Origin of the sequence: Burkholderia sp. Ax-1724 (assembly GCF_011752995.1) — a bacterium.
Taxonomy (GTDB): Bacteria; Pseudomonadota; Gammaproteobacteria; order Burkholderiales; family Burkholderiaceae; genus Paraburkholderia.
On record NZ_VWWL01000007.1, the window covers coordinates 152,093 to 172,774 of the forward strand.

Annotated in this window: 18 protein-coding genes; 14 read left to right on the forward strand and 4 right to left on the reverse strand. The window is 66.7% G+C overall.

What is annotated here, in order from left to right:
- Window positions 1-93 precede the first annotated feature (93 nt).
- The 7 genes from F3J19_RS11195 to F3J19_RS11225 all read left to right on the forward strand — a co-directional run bounded on the left by F3J19_RS11195 (window position 94) and on the right by F3J19_RS11225 (window position 8,466).
- The gene (locus F3J19_RS11195) at window positions 94-1,287 is read left to right on the forward strand and encodes a phosphoglycerate kinase (RefSeq protein ID WP_167040826.1); all 1,194 of its coding nucleotides are present in this window, start codon (window positions 94-96) and stop codon (window positions 1,285-1,287) included.
- A gap of 487 nt (window positions 1,288-1,774) precedes the next feature.
- Complete coding sequence (gene pyk, locus F3J19_RS11200; RefSeq protein WP_167040829.1) at window positions 1,775-3,211, forward strand: pyruvate kinase; 1,437 nt, start codon at window positions 1,775-1,777, stop codon at window positions 3,209-3,211.
- Window positions 3,212-3,404: 193 nt separating this feature from the next.
- Entirely contained in the window at window positions 3,405-4,469 is a 1,065-nt protein-coding gene (fba, locus tag F3J19_RS11205) for a class II fructose-bisphosphate aldolase (protein ID WP_167040832.1), read from the forward strand.
- 145 nt (window positions 4,470-4,614) lie between these two features.
- The gene (locus tag F3J19_RS11210; RefSeq protein WP_167040835.1) at window positions 4,615-5,505 is read left to right on the forward strand and encodes a phosphoribosylaminoimidazolesuccinocarboxamide synthase; all 891 of its coding nucleotides are present in this window, start codon (window positions 4,615-4,617) and stop codon (window positions 5,503-5,505) included.
- Window positions 5,506-5,570: 65 nt separating this feature from the next.
- Complete coding sequence (purE, locus tag F3J19_RS11215; protein WP_167040838.1) at window positions 5,571-6,089, forward strand: 5-(carboxyamino)imidazole ribonucleotide mutase; 519 nt, start codon at window positions 5,571-5,573, stop codon at window positions 6,087-6,089.
- A 111-nt stretch (window positions 6,090-6,200) separates the two neighbouring features.
- A complete protein-coding gene (locus tag F3J19_RS11220) occupies window positions 6,201-7,397 on the forward strand; it encodes a 5-(carboxyamino)imidazole ribonucleotide synthase (protein WP_167040841.1) in 1,197 nt (398 codons plus the stop codon).
- 10 nt (window positions 7,398-7,407) lie between these two features.
- Complete coding sequence (locus F3J19_RS11225; protein WP_167040844.1) at window positions 7,408-8,466, forward strand: L-threonylcarbamoyladenylate synthase; 1,059 nt, start codon at window positions 7,408-7,410, stop codon at window positions 8,464-8,466.
- A 67-nt stretch (window positions 8,467-8,533) separates the two neighbouring features.
- Here the strand turns inward: F3J19_RS11225 and F3J19_RS11230 are convergent, their stop codons facing one another.
- From F3J19_RS11230 to dacB, 3 genes are all read right to left on the reverse strand, one after another.
- On the reverse strand, window positions 8,534-9,751 hold the full coding sequence (locus F3J19_RS11230) for an SGNH/GDSL hydrolase family protein (RefSeq protein ID WP_167040847.1): 1,218 nt from the start codon (window positions 9,749-9,751) through the stop codon (window positions 8,534-8,536).
- Window positions 9,752-9,916: 165 nt separating this feature from the next.
- On the reverse strand, window positions 9,917-10,876 hold the full coding sequence (locus tag F3J19_RS11235) for a sterol desaturase family protein (RefSeq protein WP_167040850.1): 960 nt from the start codon (window positions 10,874-10,876) through the stop codon (window positions 9,917-9,919).
- A 194-nt stretch (window positions 10,877-11,070) separates the two neighbouring features.
- Window positions 11,071-12,711 carry a D-alanyl-D-alanine carboxypeptidase/D-alanyl-D-alanine-endopeptidase gene (gene dacB / locus F3J19_RS11240; protein WP_167040853.1) on the reverse strand — a complete coding sequence of 547 codons (1,641 nt, stop codon included), beginning with the start codon at window positions 12,709-12,711 and terminating at the stop codon, window positions 11,071-11,073.
- 367 nt (window positions 12,712-13,078) lie between these two features.
- Here dacB and F3J19_RS11245 point away from each other — a divergent pair, with 367 nt between their 5' ends.
- From F3J19_RS11245 to F3J19_RS11275, 7 genes are all read left to right on the forward strand, one after another.
- Window positions 13,079-13,741, forward strand: a complete 663-nt coding sequence (locus F3J19_RS11245) for a response regulator (protein WP_167040856.1) — start codon at window positions 13,079-13,081, stop codon at window positions 13,739-13,741.
- Window positions 13,742-13,745: 4 nt separating this feature from the next.
- Complete coding sequence (locus F3J19_RS11250) at window positions 13,746-15,044, forward strand: ATP-binding protein (RefSeq protein WP_167040859.1); 1,299 nt, start codon at window positions 13,746-13,748, stop codon at window positions 15,042-15,044.
- Between the two features lie 156 nt (window positions 15,045-15,200).
- Window positions 15,201-16,721 (forward strand): DegQ family serine endoprotease, encoded by a 1,521-nt coding sequence (locus tag F3J19_RS11255; RefSeq protein ID WP_167041248.1) that lies wholly within the window; start codon window positions 15,201-15,203, stop codon window positions 16,719-16,721.
- Window positions 16,722-16,986: 265 nt separating this feature from the next.
- Window positions 16,987-17,484, forward strand: coding sequence for a carboxypeptidase-like regulatory domain-containing protein (locus tag F3J19_RS11260; protein ID WP_167040862.1), 498 nt, complete (start codon window positions 16,987-16,989; stop codon window positions 17,482-17,484).
- A gap of 211 nt (window positions 17,485-17,695) precedes the next feature.
- Window positions 17,696-18,076 (forward strand): DUF427 domain-containing protein, encoded by a 381-nt coding sequence (locus tag F3J19_RS11265; protein ID WP_167040865.1) that lies wholly within the window; start codon window positions 17,696-17,698, stop codon window positions 18,074-18,076.
- A gap of 34 nt (window positions 18,077-18,110) precedes the next feature.
- Window positions 18,111-18,860, forward strand: a complete 750-nt coding sequence (locus F3J19_RS11270) for an SRPBCC domain-containing protein (RefSeq protein ID WP_167040868.1) — start codon at window positions 18,111-18,113, stop codon at window positions 18,858-18,860.
- Between the two features lie 197 nt (window positions 18,861-19,057).
- Complete coding sequence (locus F3J19_RS11275) at window positions 19,058-19,690, forward strand: cysteine hydrolase family protein (RefSeq protein ID WP_167040871.1); 633 nt, start codon at window positions 19,058-19,060, stop codon at window positions 19,688-19,690.
- Window positions 19,691-19,757: 67 nt separating this feature from the next.
- On the opposite strand, the gene F3J19_RS11280 is transcribed toward F3J19_RS11275, so the two are convergent.
- Window positions 19,758-20,399: a TetR family transcriptional regulator gene (locus F3J19_RS11280; RefSeq protein WP_167040874.1), complete on the reverse strand. Its 642-nt coding sequence runs from the start codon at window positions 20,397-20,399 to the stop codon at window positions 19,758-19,760.
- Between the last annotated feature and the right edge of the window lie 283 nt (window positions 20,400-20,682).

A 20,682-nucleotide genomic window follows, 5' to 3' on the forward strand; every position in this document is an offset into this window, starting at 1 on the left:
GCGGAGCCGCCGGGCCGCGGCGCTGGAGTTCGCCGCGCAGCGCCCCGCGCGCAGTCCGCCACCGCCTTCTCATCCACTCGCATACTCAAGCCCATGAACAAGGTATTGCGTCTCTCCGACCTGATCGCCGAAGGCAAGCTGTCCGGCCAACGTGTGTTCATCCGCGCCGATCTGAACGTGCCGCAGGACGATCAAGGCAACATCACCGAAGACACCCGCATCCGCGCTTCCGTGCCGGCCATCGAGGCCGCGCTCGCCGCCGGCGCCGCCGTGATGGTCACCTCGCACCTCGGCCGCCCGACCGAAGGCGATTCCAAGCCCGAAGACTCGCTCGCGCCGGTCGCGAAGCGCCTCGCCGAACTGCTCGGCCGCGACGTGCCGCTCGTCGCCAACTGGGTCGAAAACGGCGTCGACGTGGCGCCGGGCTCGGTCGTGCTGCTCGAAAACTGCCGCGTCAACAAGGGCGAAAAGAAGGATTCCGACGAGCTCGCGCAGAAAATGGCGAAGCTCTGCGATATCTACGTGAACGACGCATTCGGCACCGCGCACCGCGCCGAAGCGACCACCCACGGCATCGCGAAGTACGCGCCGGTGGCCTGCGCGGGTCCGCTGCTCGCCGCCGAACTCGAAGCGCTCGGCAAGGCGCTCGGCGCACCGAAGCGTCCGCTCGTCGCGATCGTCGCGGGCTCGAAGGTGTCGACCAAGCTGACCATCCTGAAGTCGCTCGCCGAGAAGGTCGATCAGCTGATCGTCGGCGGCGGCATCGCCAATACGTTCATGCTCGCGGCCGGCCTGAAGATCGGCAAGTCGCTCGCCGAGGCCGATCTCGTCGCCGAAGCGAAGGCGATCATCGACGCGGCCAAGGCGCGCGGCGCCTCGGTGCCGATCCCGACCGACGTGGTCACGGCCAAGGCGTTCTCGCCGACCGCGAAGGCCGAAGTGAAGGCCGTCGCCGACGTAGAGGACGACGACATGATCCTCGACATCGGTCCGCAGACCGCGCAGGCGCTTGCCGCGCAGCTCGAAAAGGCCGGCACGGTCGTGTGGAACGGCCCGGTCGGCGTGTTCGAGTTCGACCAGTTCGGCAACGGCACGAAGACGCTCGCGGACGCGATCGCGCGTTCGGCGGCGTTCTCGATCGCCGGCGGCGGCGACACGCTCGCGGCGATCGCCAAGTACGGCATCCACGACCAGGTCAGCTACATTTCGACGGGTGGCGGCGCGTTCCTCGAATTCCTCGAGGGCAAGAAGCTGCCAGCGGTCGAAGTTCTGGAATCGCGGGCTTAACGTGGCGGCGCGCTCCCCATCGGCGAAGTCGACCAAGGCGCGAGGCGCGCAAGCGCCGCGCGGTAACGCGGCAGCGACGGCAGGGGAGCGCGTGGCACGCGCGACCGCTGTGCGGGCAACGGCGGAACAGGAGGTGGCTGGCGAGGTGCCGGCAGCGCCAGTGACCACTGAACCGGAGCCAGTTGCCGGAGCGGCCGCGGAGCCGGTTGCGGAGCATGCCCTCGCCGCCGGCGCGGAGCAGCCGCCAACGCCCCGCACCGACTCCACTCAAACAGATTCGACCCCGCCGGCACAGCCTTCCGGCAAGCAGCACGGCCACACCCCGGCGCGCGAGGCGCCGGTCACGCATACCGCATCACCCGTATTACCCCACAAAGCGACCCCGGTCACAGCCGGCGCGCGACCCCACGCAGCATCTTTCGATGCGCCGACTCCGCAGCAGCCCCCCAGTGCTCTTTCCAGCGATCCCATCCAGACGAGGAGACTCATGCATCGCGCCACCAAGATTGTCGCTACTATCGGTCCGGCTTCCAGCACACCGGAAATCCTGCTGCAAATGATTCGTGCGGGGCTGGATGTCGTGCGGCTCAATTTCTCGCACGGCACCGCCGACGACCACCGCCAGCGCGCCGAATTCGTGCGCGAGGCGGCCCGCCAGGCCGGCCGTGAAGTCGCCATCATGGCCGACCTGCAGGGGCCGAAGATCCGCGTCGGCAAGTTCGAGAGCGGCCGCACGACGCTCGTCGTCGGCAATCCGTTCATCCTCGACGCCGACTGCGAGCTCGGCAACGACGAGCGCGTCGGCCTCGACTACAAGGACCTGCCGCGCGACCTGAAGCCGGGCGACGTGCTGCTGCTCAACGACGGCCTGATCGTGCTGGACGTGCAGCGCCTGATCGGCAACGAGATCCACACGATCGTGAAGGTCGGCGGCGAGCTGTCGAACAACAAGGGCATCAACCGCCAGGGCGGCGGGCTGTCGGCGCCCGCGCTGACCGCGAAAGACATGGAAGACATCCGCACGGCGATGTCGCTCGGCGTCGATTTCATCGCGGTGTCGTTTCCGAAGAACGCCACCGACATGGAAATGGCCCGCCAGCTCTCGAGCATCGCTGGCGCGCCGTACGGCATCAAGCCGAAGATGATCGCGAAGATCGAGCGCGCCGAAGCGATTCCGGCGCTGCAGGGCATTCTCGACGCGTCGGACGGCATCATGGTCGCGCGCGGCGATCTGGCCGTCGAAGTCGGCAATGCCGCGGTGCCGGCGCTGCAAAAGCGCATGATCCGCATGGCGCGCGAGTCGAACAAGTTCGTGATTACCGCGACGCAGATGATGGAGTCGATGATCCACGCACCCGTGCCGACCCGCGCGGAAGTGTCGGACGTCGCGAACGCGGTGCTCGACGGCACCGACGCGGTGATGCTGTCGGCGGAATCGGCGGCGGGCAAGTACCCGGTGCAGACCATCGAGACGATGGCCGCGATCTGTCTCGAAGCCGAGAAGTCGGAGCAGTCGGAACTCGACAAGGACTTCCTCGACCGCACGTTCACGCGCATCGACCAGTCGATCGCGATGGGCGCGTTATTTACGGCCTATCACCTCGGCGCGAAGGCGATCGTCGCGCTGACCGAGTCGGGCTCGACCGCGCTGTGGATGTCGCGCCACTGGACCCATGTGCCGATTTTCGCGCTGACGCCGCGCGTCGGCAGCGAGCGGGCGATGGCGCTGTACCGCAACGTGACCTCGCTGCATCTGGACACCAACACCGACCGCGACACCGCCTTGCAGCAGGCGCTCGAAACCGTGGTCCGCAAGGGCTATGCGTCGCATGGCGACATGGTCGTGCTGACGGTCGGCGAGCCGATGGGCCAGGCCGGCGGCACCAACACGTTGAAGATCGTGCGGGTTGGCGAACCGTACTGATCGGGTAGGACCCGCTCGATCGGCACAGGCCCGATTGAGCGAAGCAGGCCGGCACCCCGGCATCCGTATGGCTCGTGTGCGACGGCGCACCAAAACGCCGTTGCGAGCCCGGGAACGCCGCCTGCTTCGCGATAGAATCGCCGCAAAAGATGCCGACGACAAAAGAATTCGTTTCAATCTAAGGAGTTACAGCATGCCTCTCGTATCAATGCGTCAACTGCTGGACCATGCTGCCGAAAACGGCTACGGCCTGCCGGCGTTCAACGTGAACAACCTGGAGCAGGTGCAGGCGATCATGGCCGCGGCCGACAAGGTCAACGCCCCGGTCATCATGCAGGCATCGGCCGGCGCGCGTAAGTACGCGGGCGAGCCGTTCCTGCGTCACCTGATCGAAGCGGCGGTCGAATCGTATCCGCACATCCCGGTCGTGATGCACCAGGATCACGGCCAGTCGCCGGCGGTGTGCATGGCGGCGATTCGCAGCGGCTTCACGAGCGTGATGATGGACGGCTCGCTCGAAGCCGACGGCAAGTCGGTCGCCTCGTACGAGTACAACGTCGAGGTGTCGCGCAAGGTCGTCGAGGCGGCGCACTCGATCGGCGTTACCGTGGAAGCGGAGCTGGGCGTGCTCGGTTCGCTCGAAACGATGAAGGGCGACAAGGAAGACGGCCACGGCGCCGAAGGCACGATGACGCGCGAGCAGCTGCTGACCGATCCGGAGCAGGCCGCCGACTTCGTCAAGCTGACCCAGTGCGACGCGCTGGCGATCGCGATCGGCACCTCGCACGGCGCCTACAAGTTCAGCAAGAAGCCGACGGGCGACATTCTCTCGATCGCACGCATCAAGGAAATTCACGCGCGCATTCCGAACACGCACCTCGTGATGCACGGCTCGTCGTCGGTGCCGCAGGAACTGCTGGCCGAGATTCGCGAATTCGGCGGCGACATGAAGGAAACCTACGGCGTGCCGGTCGAGGAAATCCAGGAAGGCATTCGCCACGGCGTGCGCAAGGTCAACATCGACACCGACCTGCGTCTCGCGATCACGGGCGCGATCCGCCGCTACATGGCGACCAACCCGGGCAAGTTCGATCCGCGCGACTACCTGAAGCCGGCGCGCGAAGCGGCGATGAAGGTCTGTATCGACCGCTACACGCAATTCGGCTGCGAAGGCCAGGCCGGCAAGATCAAGCCGGTCTCGCTTGATAAAATCGCGGAGAAGTACAAGTCGGGCGAGCTCGCGCAAGTCGTCCGCTAAGCTGTCGTTCCGGCCGGCTTTTCGCCCGGCCTGCTGGCCGTTTGGCCAGGTTGTCGTTAGATCGCCGTTCCCGCATCATCGGGGGAACGGCGTTTCCCTTTTGTTCCGGTCACACTTTTTGCCCCACTTTTAGCGAACCACGACGATGTCTACCCTCTACGAATCCACGCTCCGCTCGCTGCCGCTGCTCGGCCGCGGTAAAGTCCGCGACAACTATGCGGTGGGCAACGACCAGTTGCTGATCGTCACGACCGACCGTCTGTCGGCGTTCGACGTCATCATGGGCGAGCCGATTCCGAACAAGGGCCGCGTGCTCAACGCGATGGCGAACTTCTGGTTCGAGAAGCTCAAGCACGTGGTGCCGAATCACCTGACGGGCGTCGCGCCCGAGTCGGTGGTCGCGCCGGACGAAGTCGAGCAGGTGAAGGGCCGCGCGGTGGTCGTCAAGCGTCTGGAGCCGATTCTCGTCGAAGCGGTGGTGCGCGGCTATCTGGCCGGCAGCGGCTGGAAGGATTACCAGGCCACCGGCTCGGTGTGCGGCGTGCAACTGCCGCCGGGCCTGCAGAACGCGCAGAAGCTGCCCGAGCCGATCTTCACGCCGGCCGCCAAGGCCGAGATGGGCCACCACGACGAAAACATCACCTACGACGAGATGGAGCGCCGCATCGGCACCGAACTGTCGGCTACGATCCGCGACATCTCGATCCGCCTGTACAAGGAAGCCGCCGATTACGCCGCGACGCGCGGCATCATCATCGCGGACACGAAGTTCGAATTCGGTCTGGACAACCACGGCAAGCTGTATCTGATGGACGAGGCGCTGACCGCCGATTCGTCGCGCTTCTGGCCGGCGGACGAGTACCAGGTCGGCACCAACCCGCCGTCGTTCGACAAGCAGTTCGTGCGCGACTGGCTCGAAACCCAGCCGTGGAAGAAAGAGCCGCCGGCACCGAAGCTGCCGGACGACGTGGTCGCGAAAACGGGCGAGAAATACCAGGAAGCGCTCGAGCGCCTGACCGGGCACACGCTCGACTGATCGGATTGCGCGCGCCGCGTCAGGCGCGCATTGCCCGGAAACAAGGAAGCAAGGAAGCCGTAGAGATGAGTGAAGCACAAACCGCCCATACGCATGACGCGCCGGTCGTCGGCGTGCTGATGGGCTCCAGTTCCGACTGGGAAGTCATGAAGAACGCTGTCGCGATCCTGCAGGAATTCGGCGTGCCGTACGAAGCGAAGGTCGTGTCCGCGCATCGCATGCCTGACGAAATGTTTGCCTATGCCGAAAGCGCGCGCGGGCGCGGCATCCGCGCGATCATCGCGGGCGCGGGCGGCGCGGCGCATCTGCCGGGTATGCTGGCCGCCAAGACCACGGTGCCGGTGCTCGGCGTGCCGGTCGCGAGCAAGTATCTGAAGGGCGTCGATTCGCTGCATTCGATCGTGCAGATGCCCAAGGGCGTGCCGGTCGCGACGTTTGCGATCGGCGAGGCGGGAGCCGCGAACGCAGCGCTGTTCGCGGTGTCGCTCTTGTCCGGCACCAGCGCCGAATATGCGGACAAGCTCGCTGCATTCCGCGTGCGCCAGAACGAAGCGGCTCATGCGATGGTATTGCCGGCGCTGTAAGCGCGCCGGTTGTTTTTAAAGACCAGGACGTCTCCTGTCCGACCCCCGGCCGGGATGCCCGCCGCTCGCCGCATGAGCGCAAGGCGTATCCGGCCGCGACCGACCACCAAGATGAACCCAGACAACACACCGGTTTCACCGATTCTGCCCGGCGCATGGCTTGGCATGGTCGGTGGCGGCCAGCTCGGCCGCATGTTCTGCTTTGCCGCCCAGGCGATGGGCTATCGCGTCGCCGTGCTCGATCCGGACGAAACCAGTCCGGCCGGCGCGGTCGCCGATCGCCACCTGCGCGCGGCCTACGACGATGAAGTGGCGCTGACCGAACTCGCGCGGCTGTGCGCGGCGGTGTCGACCGAATTCGAGAACGTGCCGGCCGCGAGCCTCGATTTTCTCGCGAAGACCACCTTCGTGAGCCCGGCGGGGCGGTGCGTCGCCGTCGCGCAGGACCGGATCGCCGAGAAGCGCTTCATCGCGTCGTCGGGCGTGACGGTGGCGCCGCACGTCGTGATCGAATCGTCGGATGCGCTTGCCGCGCTCGACAACGCGCAGCTCGAAGCCGTGCTGCCCGGCATTCTGAAAACGGCGCGCTTGGGTTACGACGGCAAAGGCCAGGTCCGCGTGCGCAACGCCGAGGAAGTGCGCGAGGCACATGCATCGCTCGGCGGCGTGCCGTGCGTGCTCGAAAAGCTTCTGCCGCTGAAGTTCGAGGTATCGGCGCTGATCGCGCGCGCGGCGAGCGGGGCGTCGGTCGTTTATCCGCTCGCTCAGAACACGCATCGTGACGGCGTGCTGTCGCACACCATCGTGCCCGCGCCGGACGCCTCGCCCGCACTCGTGCAGCAGGCGCAACAGGCCGCGCTGCAGATCGCCGAGAAGCTCGGCTATGTCGGCGTGCTGTGCGTCGAGTTCTTCATTCTCGAAGACGGCTCGCTCGTTGCCAACGAAATGGCGCCGCGCCCGCACAACTCCGGCCACTACACGGTCGACGCCTGCGCGACGAGCCAGTTCGAGCAGCAGGTGCGCGCGATGACCGGCATGCCGCTCGGCGACACGCGCCAGCATTCGCCGGCGGTCATGCTGAACATCCTCGGCGACGTGTGGTTCCCGGATGGTCCGAAGCGCGCGGCGGTCACGCCGCCGTGGCAGGAAGTCGCCGCGCTGCCGGCCGCGCGCCTGCATCTGTACGGCAAGGAAGAGGCGCGTTGCGGCCGCAAGATGGGTCACGTGAACTTTACGGCGCCGACGCTCGAAGAAGCCCGCACGGCGGCGCGCGATTGCGCGCGGCTGCTGCGCATCATCACGAACTGACGCGCGCGCCATGCCGGATCAACAGAAACCCGCCGAAGATTCCGCGAGCGCCGCCGGCGCGTTGCCGGTCAGCGCCGCGCAGATCGGGCACGCGGCCGCGCTGCTCGACGCGGGCGGGCTCGTCGCGTTCCCGACCGAAACCGTGTACGGCCTCGGCGGCGACGCCGAGAGCCCCGACGCGGTTGCGCGCATTTACGCGGCGAAGGGGCGGCCCGCCAATCATCCGGTCATCGTGCATCTGGCGCCGCAGGGCGATCCGAACTACTGGGTCGAGCATTTGCCGGGCGAGGCGCAGCGCCTGATCGACGCGTTCTGGCCGGGGCCGCTCACGCTGATCCTCAAGCGTGCCGCGCATATTCCCGCGGCGGTCAGCGGCGGGCAGGATTCGGTGGGGCTGCGCTGTCCGTCGCATCCGGTGGCGCAGGCTTTACTCGAGGCATTTAGCGCATTGCGCGGCGGGCATGGCGGAGTGGCCGCGCCGTCGGCGAACCGCTTCGGTCATGTGAGCCCGACCACCGCGCAGCATGTGCGCGACGAATTCGGCAGCGCGATTCATGTGCTCGACGGCGGCGCGTCGGATGTCGGGATCGAGTCGACGATTCTCGACCTGTCGCGCGGTTTTCCGGCGCTGCTGAGGCCGGGCCGCGTCACGCCGCAGGATATCGCCGACGTGCTTGGCGAAGCGCCGCGTCTGCCCGATGGCTCCGATGCGACGGCACCGCGCGCGTCCGGCACGCTGAAGGCGCATTACGCGCCGCGCACGCCGCTCGCGCTGCTGCCGTTCGGCGAGCTGGAGCCGCTGCTCGCGGTGCGCGAGACCGGCGAGCGCGTGGCCCTGGTCGCGCGGGCGTCGCGTGCCGGGCGTTGGGCCGACGCCGAAGGCGTGCATTTCGTCGCCGCGCCGGAAGACCCGCATGCTTACGCTCGCGAGCTGTATGGTCTGCTGCGGGCGCTCGATCGCGCGAACGTCACGCGGATTCTGATCGAGAAGCTGCCCGACACGATCGAATGGATCGCGGTCAACGACCGGCTCGGGCGCGCGGCGGCGGCTTTCGAGGCGCAGGGCTGAGCGTATCGTTCGCTACGCTCGACTTCATGGCGCGGCAAACACGCCAGCCCCGCGCCCGAATCCCCCTTTACTTCCCAAGCCCGCTCGCCGCGACCTGCTTCTCGACCTGCTGCGCAAACAGCAAATGCAGATGCGTGGTCGGGTGCACGAGGTCCGCGAACATATAGGTCTGGTCCGCGCCGGCCACCGTGTAGGTTTGCGGCGAGCAGAACAGCGACGACGCGAATGCGCTGCCGAACGCCGCGGCCGTCTGTCCCGGCAGGAGCACAGCGGGATTCTTCGTCGCGTAATTGGTTGCGTTGGTGGCCATCGACGTCAGGTTACACGCGGTACCCGTATTCGAAACCGTGAAGCCTAGCGACTGATAGTTCGCCATCGTCTGGTCCTGCCACGCGTAGGCGCTCACGTAGATGACCTGCTTGTTCGACGCAAGCTGCTGCTGCAGCACGCCGTTATAGGTCTGGACCAGCGCGCTGAAGAGCGCCTGGCCTTGCGCGCCGGCCTGGAGACCTTGCGGCGTCTGCGCGATATCGGGGATGTCCGACACCACCACATGCGTCGCGCCGGATGCGATCACCTTCTGCACCGTGCCGACGAACGTGGCCGCCGCGACGCCGATCGCCTGCAGCGCGTTCACCGTTGCCGCCTGCGAGGCCGTCGCGGCGGCCGTCTGCGCGTCGGCCGCGGTGCCGCCGCTTTCGAGCACCTGGGTTGCCGCCGCCGTGCCGGCATCCGAGACCGCTTGCGCCTGGATGAAGATGTCGTTCGCGCCGCCGTTCATCAGCACGAGCTGGTTCGCGTTGAAGCTGCCGTGCGCGCTCAGGTACTCGGTGACCTGGGCCGTGATCGGCACCGTCGTCGCGGCGAGGTTGTTCGGCGCGTAGCCTTCGCCCGGCTGCAGATCGACCCGCGAGCCGCCTTGCGCGTAGCCGAGGCCGCCGTTCGCGGTGAGCGGCTGGCCGAAGCCGCCGACGTAGGCGGCGCTCAGCGTGTCGCCGTAGTACTCGGCGACCTTCTGCGTCCAGACTTCGCCCGGGTTCGTCGTGAAGCGGCCGCCGCCCGTGCCGACGCTCGCCTGGACGGACGGCCCGTAGGTGCCGACGTCCGAGAGGCTGTCGCCGAACGAGACGATCTGCAGCTTGACGCCACCCGGCGGCGTGCTGCTCGCGTTGCTGTTGTCGTCGCCACCGCCGCCGCACGCCGCCAGGGCGGCGAATGCCGCGCTCGCCACGGCGATCTGCGTGACGCGGACCCATTGCTGTTTCTTCGAAGCTGCTTGGTTCATGTTGACGACATCTCCTCGTATGTGTGGCCCTTATGCCATGTGTTGCAGGCGGCGTCCGTCGCGTCGGCGGCGTGACGACAGCTTACAGAATCTTCTACGGTTTCCGGAACATGGCCGTATGAATTTGAATCGTGTTCGAGCCGGACCGATCGGCGCTTGCCCGATTTATCGTGTTCCCATCGTCTTGCCCGATTCCGTGCCCGGATGCGCGTGAGCGCGTGTCTGTGCATAGGCGTTCGGCGTGGCCGGCTCCGTAGGGCCGGCCGCCTGCCGCCGCACGTGATAGGCGGCGGCCCACGCGGGCGGCGCGAACAGTGCGCGCCACTTGTCGCGCCAGCCGCGCACGCTCGCGAAATCGGCGGCCATCGAGGCCCATTCGTGAAACGCCGCCTTCAGCGGGTTATGCGTGTGCAGCGGCTCGACGATGCCGTACTGCGGAGCCTCGTGCGGATCTTCGTCGACGTAGCTGCCGAACAGACGGTCCCAGATCACCAGCACGCCTGCGTAGTTGCGATCGATGTAGCGTGCGTTGCGCGCGTGATGCACACGGTGGATCGACGGCGTATTGAACACGTATTCGAGCCAGCCGAGCTTGCCGATCATCTGCGTATGCACGAAAAACTGGAAGCCGAGATTGATGAGCACGATCGCGACGATCTGCTTCGGCGGGAAGCCGAGGACCGCGAGCGGAATCCAGAACACCCACATGCCGGCGACCGGGTACATCAGGCTCTGGCGGAACGCGGTCGAAAAATTCATCCGCTCCGACGAGTGATGCACGACGTGCGCGGCCCACAGCCAGCGCACGCGATGGCTGCAGCGGTGAAACACGTAATAGAGCAGGTCCTGCGCGACGAACAGGACGACGAACGACATCCAGCTCGCCGGCCAGGTATGAAGGCGGTCATGCTCGTAGAAAAACGCGTAGACAGGGATGATCGCGAGCCACGCGAGCTTGTCGGCGGCCTGTTGCATGATCGCGAGCGCGGCGTTGCACAGCGTGTCGCGCCAGCTGTAGAGCCGCTCGGCCGGGCGCGTACGGCTCGCGTGCCACGCCTCCCAGCCGATGCAGGCGAGAAAGACGGGCGCCATCGCGAGCAGCAGCAATTCGGCGTCGAATTGCATCGTGTCTCCGTTCCTGGTCCCCGAGCGCCGCGCGGTGCGCGACGGGTGGTGTCGTTATCGTTGGTGTGGGCCGCGTGATCCTGAGGTGGATCACGCGGCCTGTGCGGCAGGCGCGCGCTGTCGCGCGCCGCATGCTGCCCGACAGCGTACACGGTTAGGGCGCTCGCCGCGTGCGGCGTCGCTAGAAGGAATACTCAGTGGCCGGCGCGCTTGCGCGGTTTTTTGCTGGGTGTTGCACGCGGTTCTTCGAGCGGCGCGGAGACTTTCGTGAAGCCTTGCGAGGGGCCGTCGTAGACCCATTCGAGCAGCGCGTCGTGCGCGGCGCGCGCGGCTTCCGAATGCGGATCGTTGATCAGGCTCACCACGATGTAGCTGTTGCCGTCGGCCGATGCCACGTAGCCGGCGATCGCGCGCACGTCGCGCAGCGTGCCGGTCTTGATGTGCGCGTTGCCGCCCGCGCCCTGGTTGGTCAGGCGGTTGCGCATCGTGCCGTCGACGCCGGCGATCGGCAGCGATTCGACGAACACCTGCGCGACCGGACTCGCGTTGGCGCGCTGCAGCAGATCGGCGAGCATGAGCGCGGTGACGTGCTCGTCGCGCGAGAGGCCCGAGCCGTTTTCGAGCGTCAGGTACTCCGTGTTCAGGCTGTCGCGGCGCAGGAAGTCCTCGACGGCGCGCACGGATTTCGCCGGGGTCGCGGGAGCGTGCTCCTCGACGGCGCCGATCGTCAGGAACAGGTTGCGCGCCATCGTGTTGTTGCTGAACTTGTTGATATCGCGAACGATGTCGGACAGCACCGGCCCTTCGTGCGTCGCGACGAGCTTCGCGCCGAGCGGCACCGCGCCTTCGCGCGTCGCGCCGTGGAGGGTGCCGCCGGTTTGCTGCCACAGCGCGAGGAAGCCGCCCGCGAAGAACGCCGAGTGATCGAGCACGGCAACGTTGACCGTGCGCGCGTCGCAGCGCATCGAGAGGTCGCCGGTGAACGACGCGACGAGCGTGCCGTCGGGCTGCGGCGTGACGCTCGGCGTTGGCGCTTCGCCGCGGCACGGGCCGTTCGTCGCGTGCAGCTGGTTGTCGATGCGCAACTGCGCGAGCGCGGGAAGCACGTCGATCGCCACCGTGCCGTCCGCCGATGGCGTCAGTGTGAACGACAGCGACTTGAACGCGTAGAGCAGCGGATCGGGGCCGACGTTGTACGGCGCGGTGGTGTCGTCGTCGAACGGCGGCAGGTCGCGCGTCGACGGATCGAAGTAGCGCTTGTCGAGCACGAGCGCGCCGTCGATGCCGGTGATGCCCGCCTTGTGGATCTTCTGCACGAGATCGATCAGTTCCTCGGGCACGAGCTTCGGGTCGCCAGTGCCCTGGATGTACAGATTGCCGTGCAGCACGCCGCTCGCGTCGAGCGTGCCGTCCGAGTACGCGCTCGTGCGCCAGCGGTAGTCGGGGCCGAGAATCGACAGGCCGGAGTAAGTGGTGACGAGCTTCATCGTCGAGGCGGGCAGCATCGGCTTGCCGGCGTTCAGCGCGAGGATCGGCGTGCGGTCGCCGACTTTCTCGACGACTACGCTGATCGACGACAGCGGCACGTGCGCGCGATGCAGGCCGGCCATCACCTGCGGCGGCAGCACCGTGGTGACGTTCACGCCGGGATGCGTGGTCTTGACGCGCGCCTCGGCCGTGTGCGGCGGCAGCGCGGCCGCGCCGAGCGCGGCGACAAGAAGCCAGGCAGCCGGGCGCGCCACGAGGCGGCTCGGCATGAGCGTGGCGAAAGCGGGGGAGCGGTGCGGCCGCGACGCGACACGGCGTGCGACGGAAGACAGAAAGGCAGGCGTCATGAACGGGCGAGGAAGCAAACGAACGGGCAAAAACGGGCAAAATTTCAGGGCACGCGCACGGGTGGAGCACGGCTGCGGCGACCGGCCTGTCTGACGGTGTCGCGCCGCGTGTCCCGCCGGCCGTCGCATGACGGGCGGGCGGAGCAGCGCGGCCTTGCGGTCCGTGCAAACGCCGGAGCCGGTCGATACGTCCGGCCTGCGCGAGACGTCGCGCGCGACCGCTCGAAACCGTGCGGCCGCCGCGCGGCGCAAAGCGCCCATTGTAGTGACATGCCATGCCGCTGCGGTGAAAAAAGCGCGGGGCGGCGCGCAGCCTGGAGGCGGGCGCTAGAATGCGGCATCATCAAACGTTTCGGAACGGACAATCATGCGCATCCTGCTTGTCGAAGATGACCGGATGATCGCCGAGGGCGTGCGCAAGGCGCTGCGCGGCGAAGGCTTTGCCGTCGATTGGGTCGAGGACGGCGAAGCGGCGCTGCATGCGGTAGCCAGCCAGCCTTACGATCTGGCGCTGCTCGACCTCGGCCTGCCCAAGCGCGATGGACTCGAAGTGCTGCGTACGCTGCGCACGCGCGGCCATGCGCTGCCGGTGCTGATCGTCACCGCGCGCGATGCGGTCGCCGACCGCGTCAAGGGCCTCGACGCCGGCGCCGACGATTACCTTGTCAAACCTTTCGATCTCGACGAACTCGGCGCACGCATGCGCGCGCTGATCCGCCGTCATTCCGGCCGCAGCGATTCGACGATTCGCCACGGTACGCTGACCCTCGATCCGGCCGCGCACCAGGTCACGCTCGACGGCGCGCCGGTCGCCTTGTCGGCGCGCGAATTCGCCCTGCTCGAGGCGTTGCTCGCGCGGCCGGGCGCGGTGCTGTCGAAAAGCCAGCTCGAAGAAAAGATGTACGGCTGGGGCGAGGAGATCGGCAGCAATACCGTCGAGGTCTACATCCACGCGTTGCGCAAGAAGCTCGGTGCCGAACTGATCCGCAACGTGCGCGGACTCGGCTACATGATCGCGAAGGAAGCCTGAGCCGATGCGCTCGATCCGCCGTCAACTGCTGATCTGGCTGATCGCGATCGTGCTGCTCGGCGTCGGCATCGCGGGATGGCTGATTTACCGCCAGGCGCTTGCCGAGGCGAACGAGCTGTTCGACTACCAGCTCGAACAGATTGCCGCCGCGCTGCCGGCCGAGCCGTTTTCGCAGGTGCTCGGGCGCGATACCGGCGACGAGGGCATCGTGCTGCAAATCTGGAATCGCAACGGCATGCTGATGTACTACTCGCGCCCGCGTGCGCCGCTCGCGCCGCGCGCCGAACTCGGCTTTTCGACCGAGAGCACGGATCGCGGCGAATGGCGCGTGTATGGCGCGATCGTCGGCGACAACGTCGTGCAGCTCGCGCAGCCGCTGTCGGTGCGCAACCGGCTCGCCGCGAACGTGGCGCTGCGCACGCTGTGGCCGCTGATCGTGCTGCTGCCGCTGCTCGGGCTCGCGGTGTGGGTGATCGTCGGACGCGGGCTGAAGCCGTTGCGGCGCGTGACGAGCGCGCTCGACGCGCGTCATCCGGAAGCACTGGAGCCGTTGCCGGACCAGCGTCTGCCGCTCGAGGTGCAGCCGCTCGTGCGCGCGTTGAACGGGCTGCTCGAACGGCTGGCGACCGCGCTCGACATCCAGAAGGCGTTCGTCGCCGATGCCGCGCACGAATTGCGCACGCCGCTTGCCGCCGTGCAGATTCAGTCGCAACTGGTGGCGCGCGCGCGGGACGAAACCGCGCGCGGCGAGGCGCTCGCCGATCTGCAGGCTGGCGTGACGCGTGCCACTCGCCTCGCCGAGCAGTTGCTCGCGCTTGCGCGTGCCGAGCCCGACGGCGTGGCGGTGGTCGAAGCGTTCGATCTGCGCGCACTGTTGCAGGACTGCGTCGCAACCTATGCGCCGCTGGCGATGAACCGCGGCGTCGATCTCGGCATCGAGGCGAGCGAGGCCGCCACCGTGACCGGCGAGGCCGAGGCGCTGCGTGTGATGTTCAACAATCTGCTCGACAACGCGACCAAGTACACGCCGCATGGCGGCCGGGTCGACGTGAGCTTGCGTGTCGAGGGGGGGCGGCCGGTCGTGCGGATCGCCGATAGCGGACCGGGCATCGCTCCCGCGGATCGCGAGCGCGTGTTCGACCGCTTCTATCGCGCGGGTGCCGGCGCGGACCGCGTGCGCACCGATGTGGCGGGCAGCGGCCTCGGTCTTGCGATCGTGCGCCGCATCGCCGTGCAACAGCATGCGCAAGTGTCGCTCGACGAAGCGCCGGCCGGCGGTTTGCAGGTCACCGTGCGCTTCTGACGAGCGCGTTTTTGCCACTGGAACGTGGCCGCCACGATGGCCTGACAAGCCCGGCCGATAAGGTTCCCGCGATCTGTCGCTGCTTAAGACTCTTTTAAGCGATCCCCCTTACGCTCCTCGACATCCAAAGTCACTTTCTCCAGCCAGGAGCTCATGATGAACGCGAAAACCTTGTCCCGCGGCGCCGTTGCGGTCGCTGTCGCCGCCGCGCTGTCAGCCGGTTATGTGGCGGGCCATCGCGATGTGCCCGCACCGCAGATCATCTCCCCCGCGCAGGCCGCTGCGATGATGCCCGCCGAAGCCGCCGCCAAGACCGGCATCCCCGATTTCTCCGGCCTCGTCGAAACCTACGGCCCGGCCGTCGTCAACATCAGCGCGAAGCACGTGGTCAAGCAGACCGCGATGCGCGGCAACAACGGTGGCAATTTCGGCGGCAACCAGTTGCCGATCGATCCGAACGATCCGTTCTATCAGTTCTACAAGCGTTTCTTCGGCGGGATGCCGGGCATGCAAGGCGGCGATGGCGGCGACGCACCCGACCAGCCGAGCGCGAGCCTCGGCTCCGGCTTCATCATCAGCAATGACGGCTACATCCTGACCAATGCGCACGTGGTCGACGGCGCGAATGTCGTTACCGTGAAGCTCACCGACAAGCGCGAGTTCAAGGCGAAGGTGGTCGGCGCCGACAAGCAGTCCGACGTCGCCGTGCTGAAGATCGACGCGAGCAACCTGCCGACCGTGAAGATCGGTGATCCGCGTCAGAGCAAGGTCGGTCAGTGGGTGGTCGCGATCGGCTCGCCGTACGGTTTCGACAATACCGTGACCTCGGGCATCATCAGCGCGAAGTCGCGCTCGCTGCCGAACGAGAACTACACGCCGTTCATCCAGACCGACGTGCCAGTGAACCCGGGCAATTCGGGTGGCCCGCTCTTTAACCTGCAGGGCGAAGTGATCGGCATCAACTCGATGATCTATTCGCAGACCGGCGGCTTCCAGGGCCTGTCGTTTGCGATTCCGATCAACGAGGCGATCAAGGTCAAGGACGATCTCGTAAAGACCGGCCATGTGAGCCGCGGTCGTCTCGGTGTCGCGGTGCAGGGCATGAACCAGACGCTCGCTAATTCGTTCGGCATGCAGAAGCCGCAAGGCGCGCTCGTCAGCTCGGTCGATCCGGGCGGTCCGGCGGCCAAGGCCGGTTTGCAGCCGGGCGACGTGATCCTCTCGGTGAACGGCGACGACGTCAACGACTCGTCGGATCTGCCGGCACAGATCGCGGGCATTGCCCCGGGCACTTCGGCAACCCTGAAGGTGTGGCGCGACAAATCCACCAAGGACGTGAAGGTGACGATCGGTTCGTTCTCGGATGCGAAGCTTGCGTCCGCGGGCAAGGCCGATCAGCAGACCCAGCTGCAAGGTCGCCTCGGCGTGGCGGTACGCGCGCTGACGCCGGAAGAAAAGAGCAGCGCGTCGGTGTCGCATGGTCTGCTCGTGCAGCAGGCGGGTGGGGCGGCCGCGAGCGCGGGCATCCAGCCGGGCGACGTGATTCTCGCCGTCAACGGCCGGCCCGTCACGAACGTCGATCAGCTCAAGCAGATGATTTCGGGCGCGGGCAACAGCATCGCGCTGCTGATTCAGCGCGACAACGCGCAGATCTTCGTGCCCGTCGATCTCGGCTGATCGTCGAGCCGGGCGGTTCGATCATGTCCCGCCCGATCCGTGCCGAGTTTTGGTAGCGATTGCCGGTTCTTTGCATTTGCTGCAACGAACCGGCATTTTTTTCGCCCGTCCCTTTGGCGAACCGCACGCGCTTGTATCGCGCGCCAACGCTCGAAGGGCGACGTTTTTCCGTCGACGCAACCGGACGGTTGGCACGCAGGTTGCATGATCCTTGATCGGGTCCACCGAGGGACACCGGACAAGGGCTTTAACAAGGAGCGAACCGATGAAAACCCAACGCAATCAGCGAAGGATCGTAGCCGCTGCACTCTGCGCGGCGCTCACGCTCGGACTGGCTGGCGGAGCGTACGCGCAGCAGGCAGGCGGTGTGACCGGCGGCTCGACTACCGACAACACGAGCGCCGGCAACGTCAACGGTGGCGGCATGCCGCAAACCCAGCAGCAGGGCAACGTGTCGTACGTGTCGGGCGGTGTCGGTCTCGACGAGTCGCGGGCGCTGCAACGGGCGCAAAGCCAGTGGCCGCTGGCGCTGCGCTTTACCGGCCCGAACGGCGAATTTCTCGCCGACGTCCACGTTCGCATCGTCGATGCGCATGGCGGCGAGGTCCTGAGTGCGACGTCGCGCGGCCCGTTCATGCTGGTCAGGCTGCACCCCGGACGCTATACCGTGCACGCGAAGTACAGCGGCAGCGAGCAGACACGCGCGGTGACGGTACAGGCGCGGGGCAACGTCAAGGCGGCGTTCGTCTGGAGCGTGAAGTGAACGCGAAGTAAGCGGTCCGCTCGGCGCCGCGGCCTGCGGGTTGGCGCGACCGGATGCGCGGTGCCGGTTCCTTGCGGCAGGGGACGGCCGCGCAAGCGACTGGAGTTTGGCCGATAATGAAGCCACGGGCACGTCCCGTGGCTTTGTCGTTCATGCGGCAGCGCCTTGCAGCATTCCGCCCAACCGGCCCACACCATCACGGAGCATGGACATGAGCGATGCGTCGACATCTGCAGGAAATTCCGGCGGCCACACCATCGTGATTCGCGACAACCCCCACCGGGTGCGCGTGATTCACGGTGGCGTGACGATGGCCGATACGCAGGCCGCGTTGACGCTCTGCGAAACCGGCTTGCCGGACGTGTTCTATTTCCCGCGCGCGCATGTGAACATGGCGCGGCTCGAACGCTCGACGCATACGTCGCACTGTCCGTTCAAGGGCGACGCGTCGTACTTCCATCTGCGCACCGAAAACGGCTTGGTCGAAAACGCGGTATGGAGCTACGAGGAGCCGTTCGAGCAGGCGAAGCAAATCAAGGGGTATCTGGCGTTTTACGCATCGCGCGTCGACCGTATCGATCAGACGTCATGATCCGGCGGGCGCGTGTTTATCGGGGGAGGTGGTCATGGAACTGAACGATGCGTTACGGATTCCGCTTGCGCCGGCCGATGTCTGGGACGCGCTGCAGGACCTCGCGCTGTTGCGTGCCAGCCTCGACAACTGCGAGTCGTTCACGCGCCTCGCTCACGGCGAGTACGCGCTGACCATGACGGTGCCGCTCGGCCCGTTGCGCGCGCATTACGACGCGCGCGCCCATGTCGCCGGCCAGGATTCCGGTCCGGCGGAGGCACAACGCCGCACCATCAACTTCAAGGCGCGTGCCCAGGGCATCGGCGCCTTGCGCGGCCAGATCGAAGTGCGTTTGCGGGCGGACGAGAGTGCGCATGGCAGCGGCCGGGAGCGCGGCACACGGATCGACTACACGATCTGGGCGACGTCGTCGGGTCCTCTCGCCGAGCTGCCTGCGCGTCAGCTCGAAAACGCGCTGCATCAGCTGGCCGACGATTTTTTCACCGAATTCGATGCCGTCGTGCGCGCCAAGCACGGCAAGGGGCCGAACCGCGCGCGCGGCGCGGCGGCGCGCCGGCAGCACGTGTTTCTGCGCCCGATCGCGCTGGGCGGCATCGCGCGGCGCACGCGCGTCGATCACGGCAGTGCGCTGACCGGCCGCGCGGCGAGCGCATCGCATAGCTGGCCGCATGGCGGCGCGCAGCACGAGCCCGGACAGCACGCCGTGCCGAACTGGGCGTGGGCCGGGATGATTTTCTTCGTCGCGCTGCTGCTGTACCTCGTGCGCTGGATCAGCGAGCACTGATACCTCGGGCCGTGCCCGGGGGCTCAATGTACGGATGGCTCCCGCGCGGGTGCTGCGACGAAACCCCGGCGTGGCGCTAGGTGTCGATCGTGGGCCGATAATGCGGGCTTCGTCGCCCCGCGCCGAGCCAACCACGTCGCAGCGCGCGGCGCCCACTTCTGTTTCCGGATTTCCCATTTTCAACAAGGAGCTTTTCCATGACCACGCCGCGCCGCGCGTTGATCGTCATCGACGTGCAGAACGAATACGTAACCGGCGAGCTGCCGATCGAATTTCCGGATGTGCAGACGTCGCTCGCCAATATCGGCCGGGCGATCGACGCGGCGCGGGCCGCCGGCGTGCCGGTCGTGGTCGTGCAGAACATCGCGCCGGCGACCTCGCCGTTGTTCGCGCGCGGCAGCGCGGGAGCGGAGTTGCACACGGTGGTGACCTCGCGCGCGCACGACCACCATGTCGAGAAGTCGCTGCCGAGCGCCTTTGCCGGCACCGATCTGGCCGACTGGCTCGTCTCCCGTCAGATCGACACGCTAACCGTCACCGGCTACATGACGCACAATTGCGACGCATCGACGATCAACCACGCGGTGCATGCCGGGCTCGCGGTCGAATTCCTGCACGACGCGACGGGCTCGGTGCCGTACGAGAACAGCGCGGGTTTTGCGAGCGCGGAGGAGATTCATCGCGTGTTCAGCGTGGTGCTGCAGTCGCGCTTCGCGGCGGTGGCGAGCACGGATGCGTGGATCGCGGCGGTACAGGGCGGCGTGCCGCTCGAGCGCAGCAACATCTATGTGTCGAATCAGGCGGCGCGGGCGCGCAAGGCGCTTGCCTGAATCCCGCGGACGGCGGTGGCGGTACGCATGAATCTGCGTGCCGCATAAACCGGGTGGCTCGGGCCGCTCAGGCCACCTTTCTGCGCAACGCGGGGCTCAGGCGCAGCGCGTCGAAGATGCCTTCCACCATCTGCTGCGCGTGCGTGCCGAAATCGGTGGCGTCGGGCAGGAACAGCATGTCGCGCAGCGCGCCGCCGACGAACGAATGGACCATCGCCGCGGCGAGCTTCGTGTCGAGATCCTCGGGCAACTGTCCCTTGGAGATCGCGTTGCGCAGACCGCCTTCGATTTTCGTCAGCCCTTCGCGCATATTGGTCTGATAGCGCTCCATCATCGGCCCCATGTCCTCGACCAGCTCGCATTTCAGAAACAGGATGTCGAACACGCGGCGGCGGCGCGGGTCGTTGGCGGTGTCGCGCAGACAGACCATGCAGACTTCCACGAGACGCCCGAGCGGATCGGTTTCGTTCGGGTCGAGCGAGGCGGCCTTCAGTTCGTCGAGCGGCAGCAGCACGCGGTCGAACATCTCGTTGAACAGCTCGCTCTTGTGCGCGAAGTGCCAGTAGATCGCCCCGCGCGTGACGCCCGCGGCCTGTGCGATATCAGCCAGCGAGGTGCGCGATACGCCTTTCTCGAAAAAGACCAGTTCGGCCGCGTCGAGAATCCGGTTGCGCGTCTCCAATGCCTCTTCTTTGGTTTTTCTGGCCATATTAGGAATGACTTGCCCTGATTGCGGGGTTTCCCCGGGCTGTTTTAAGTCAGCCCGATGACAATCTGACTACTATTAAGCGAATAGCGAAGCGAACTTGCAAGTCCCCGGCCCGCAAGAGAAGTAAACGCACTTTTACATGCATTCGTGAATGTATATATAATAGCATCCCACGATTGGATAGCCCAAGCCGGGATCAACGGTTAATATCCGTCACTGTTGCCTTTCAGAACGCTGTTGCGCCGTGCCGGAAAGCGTGGCGCCGTGCGGCATTCCCGGGTTC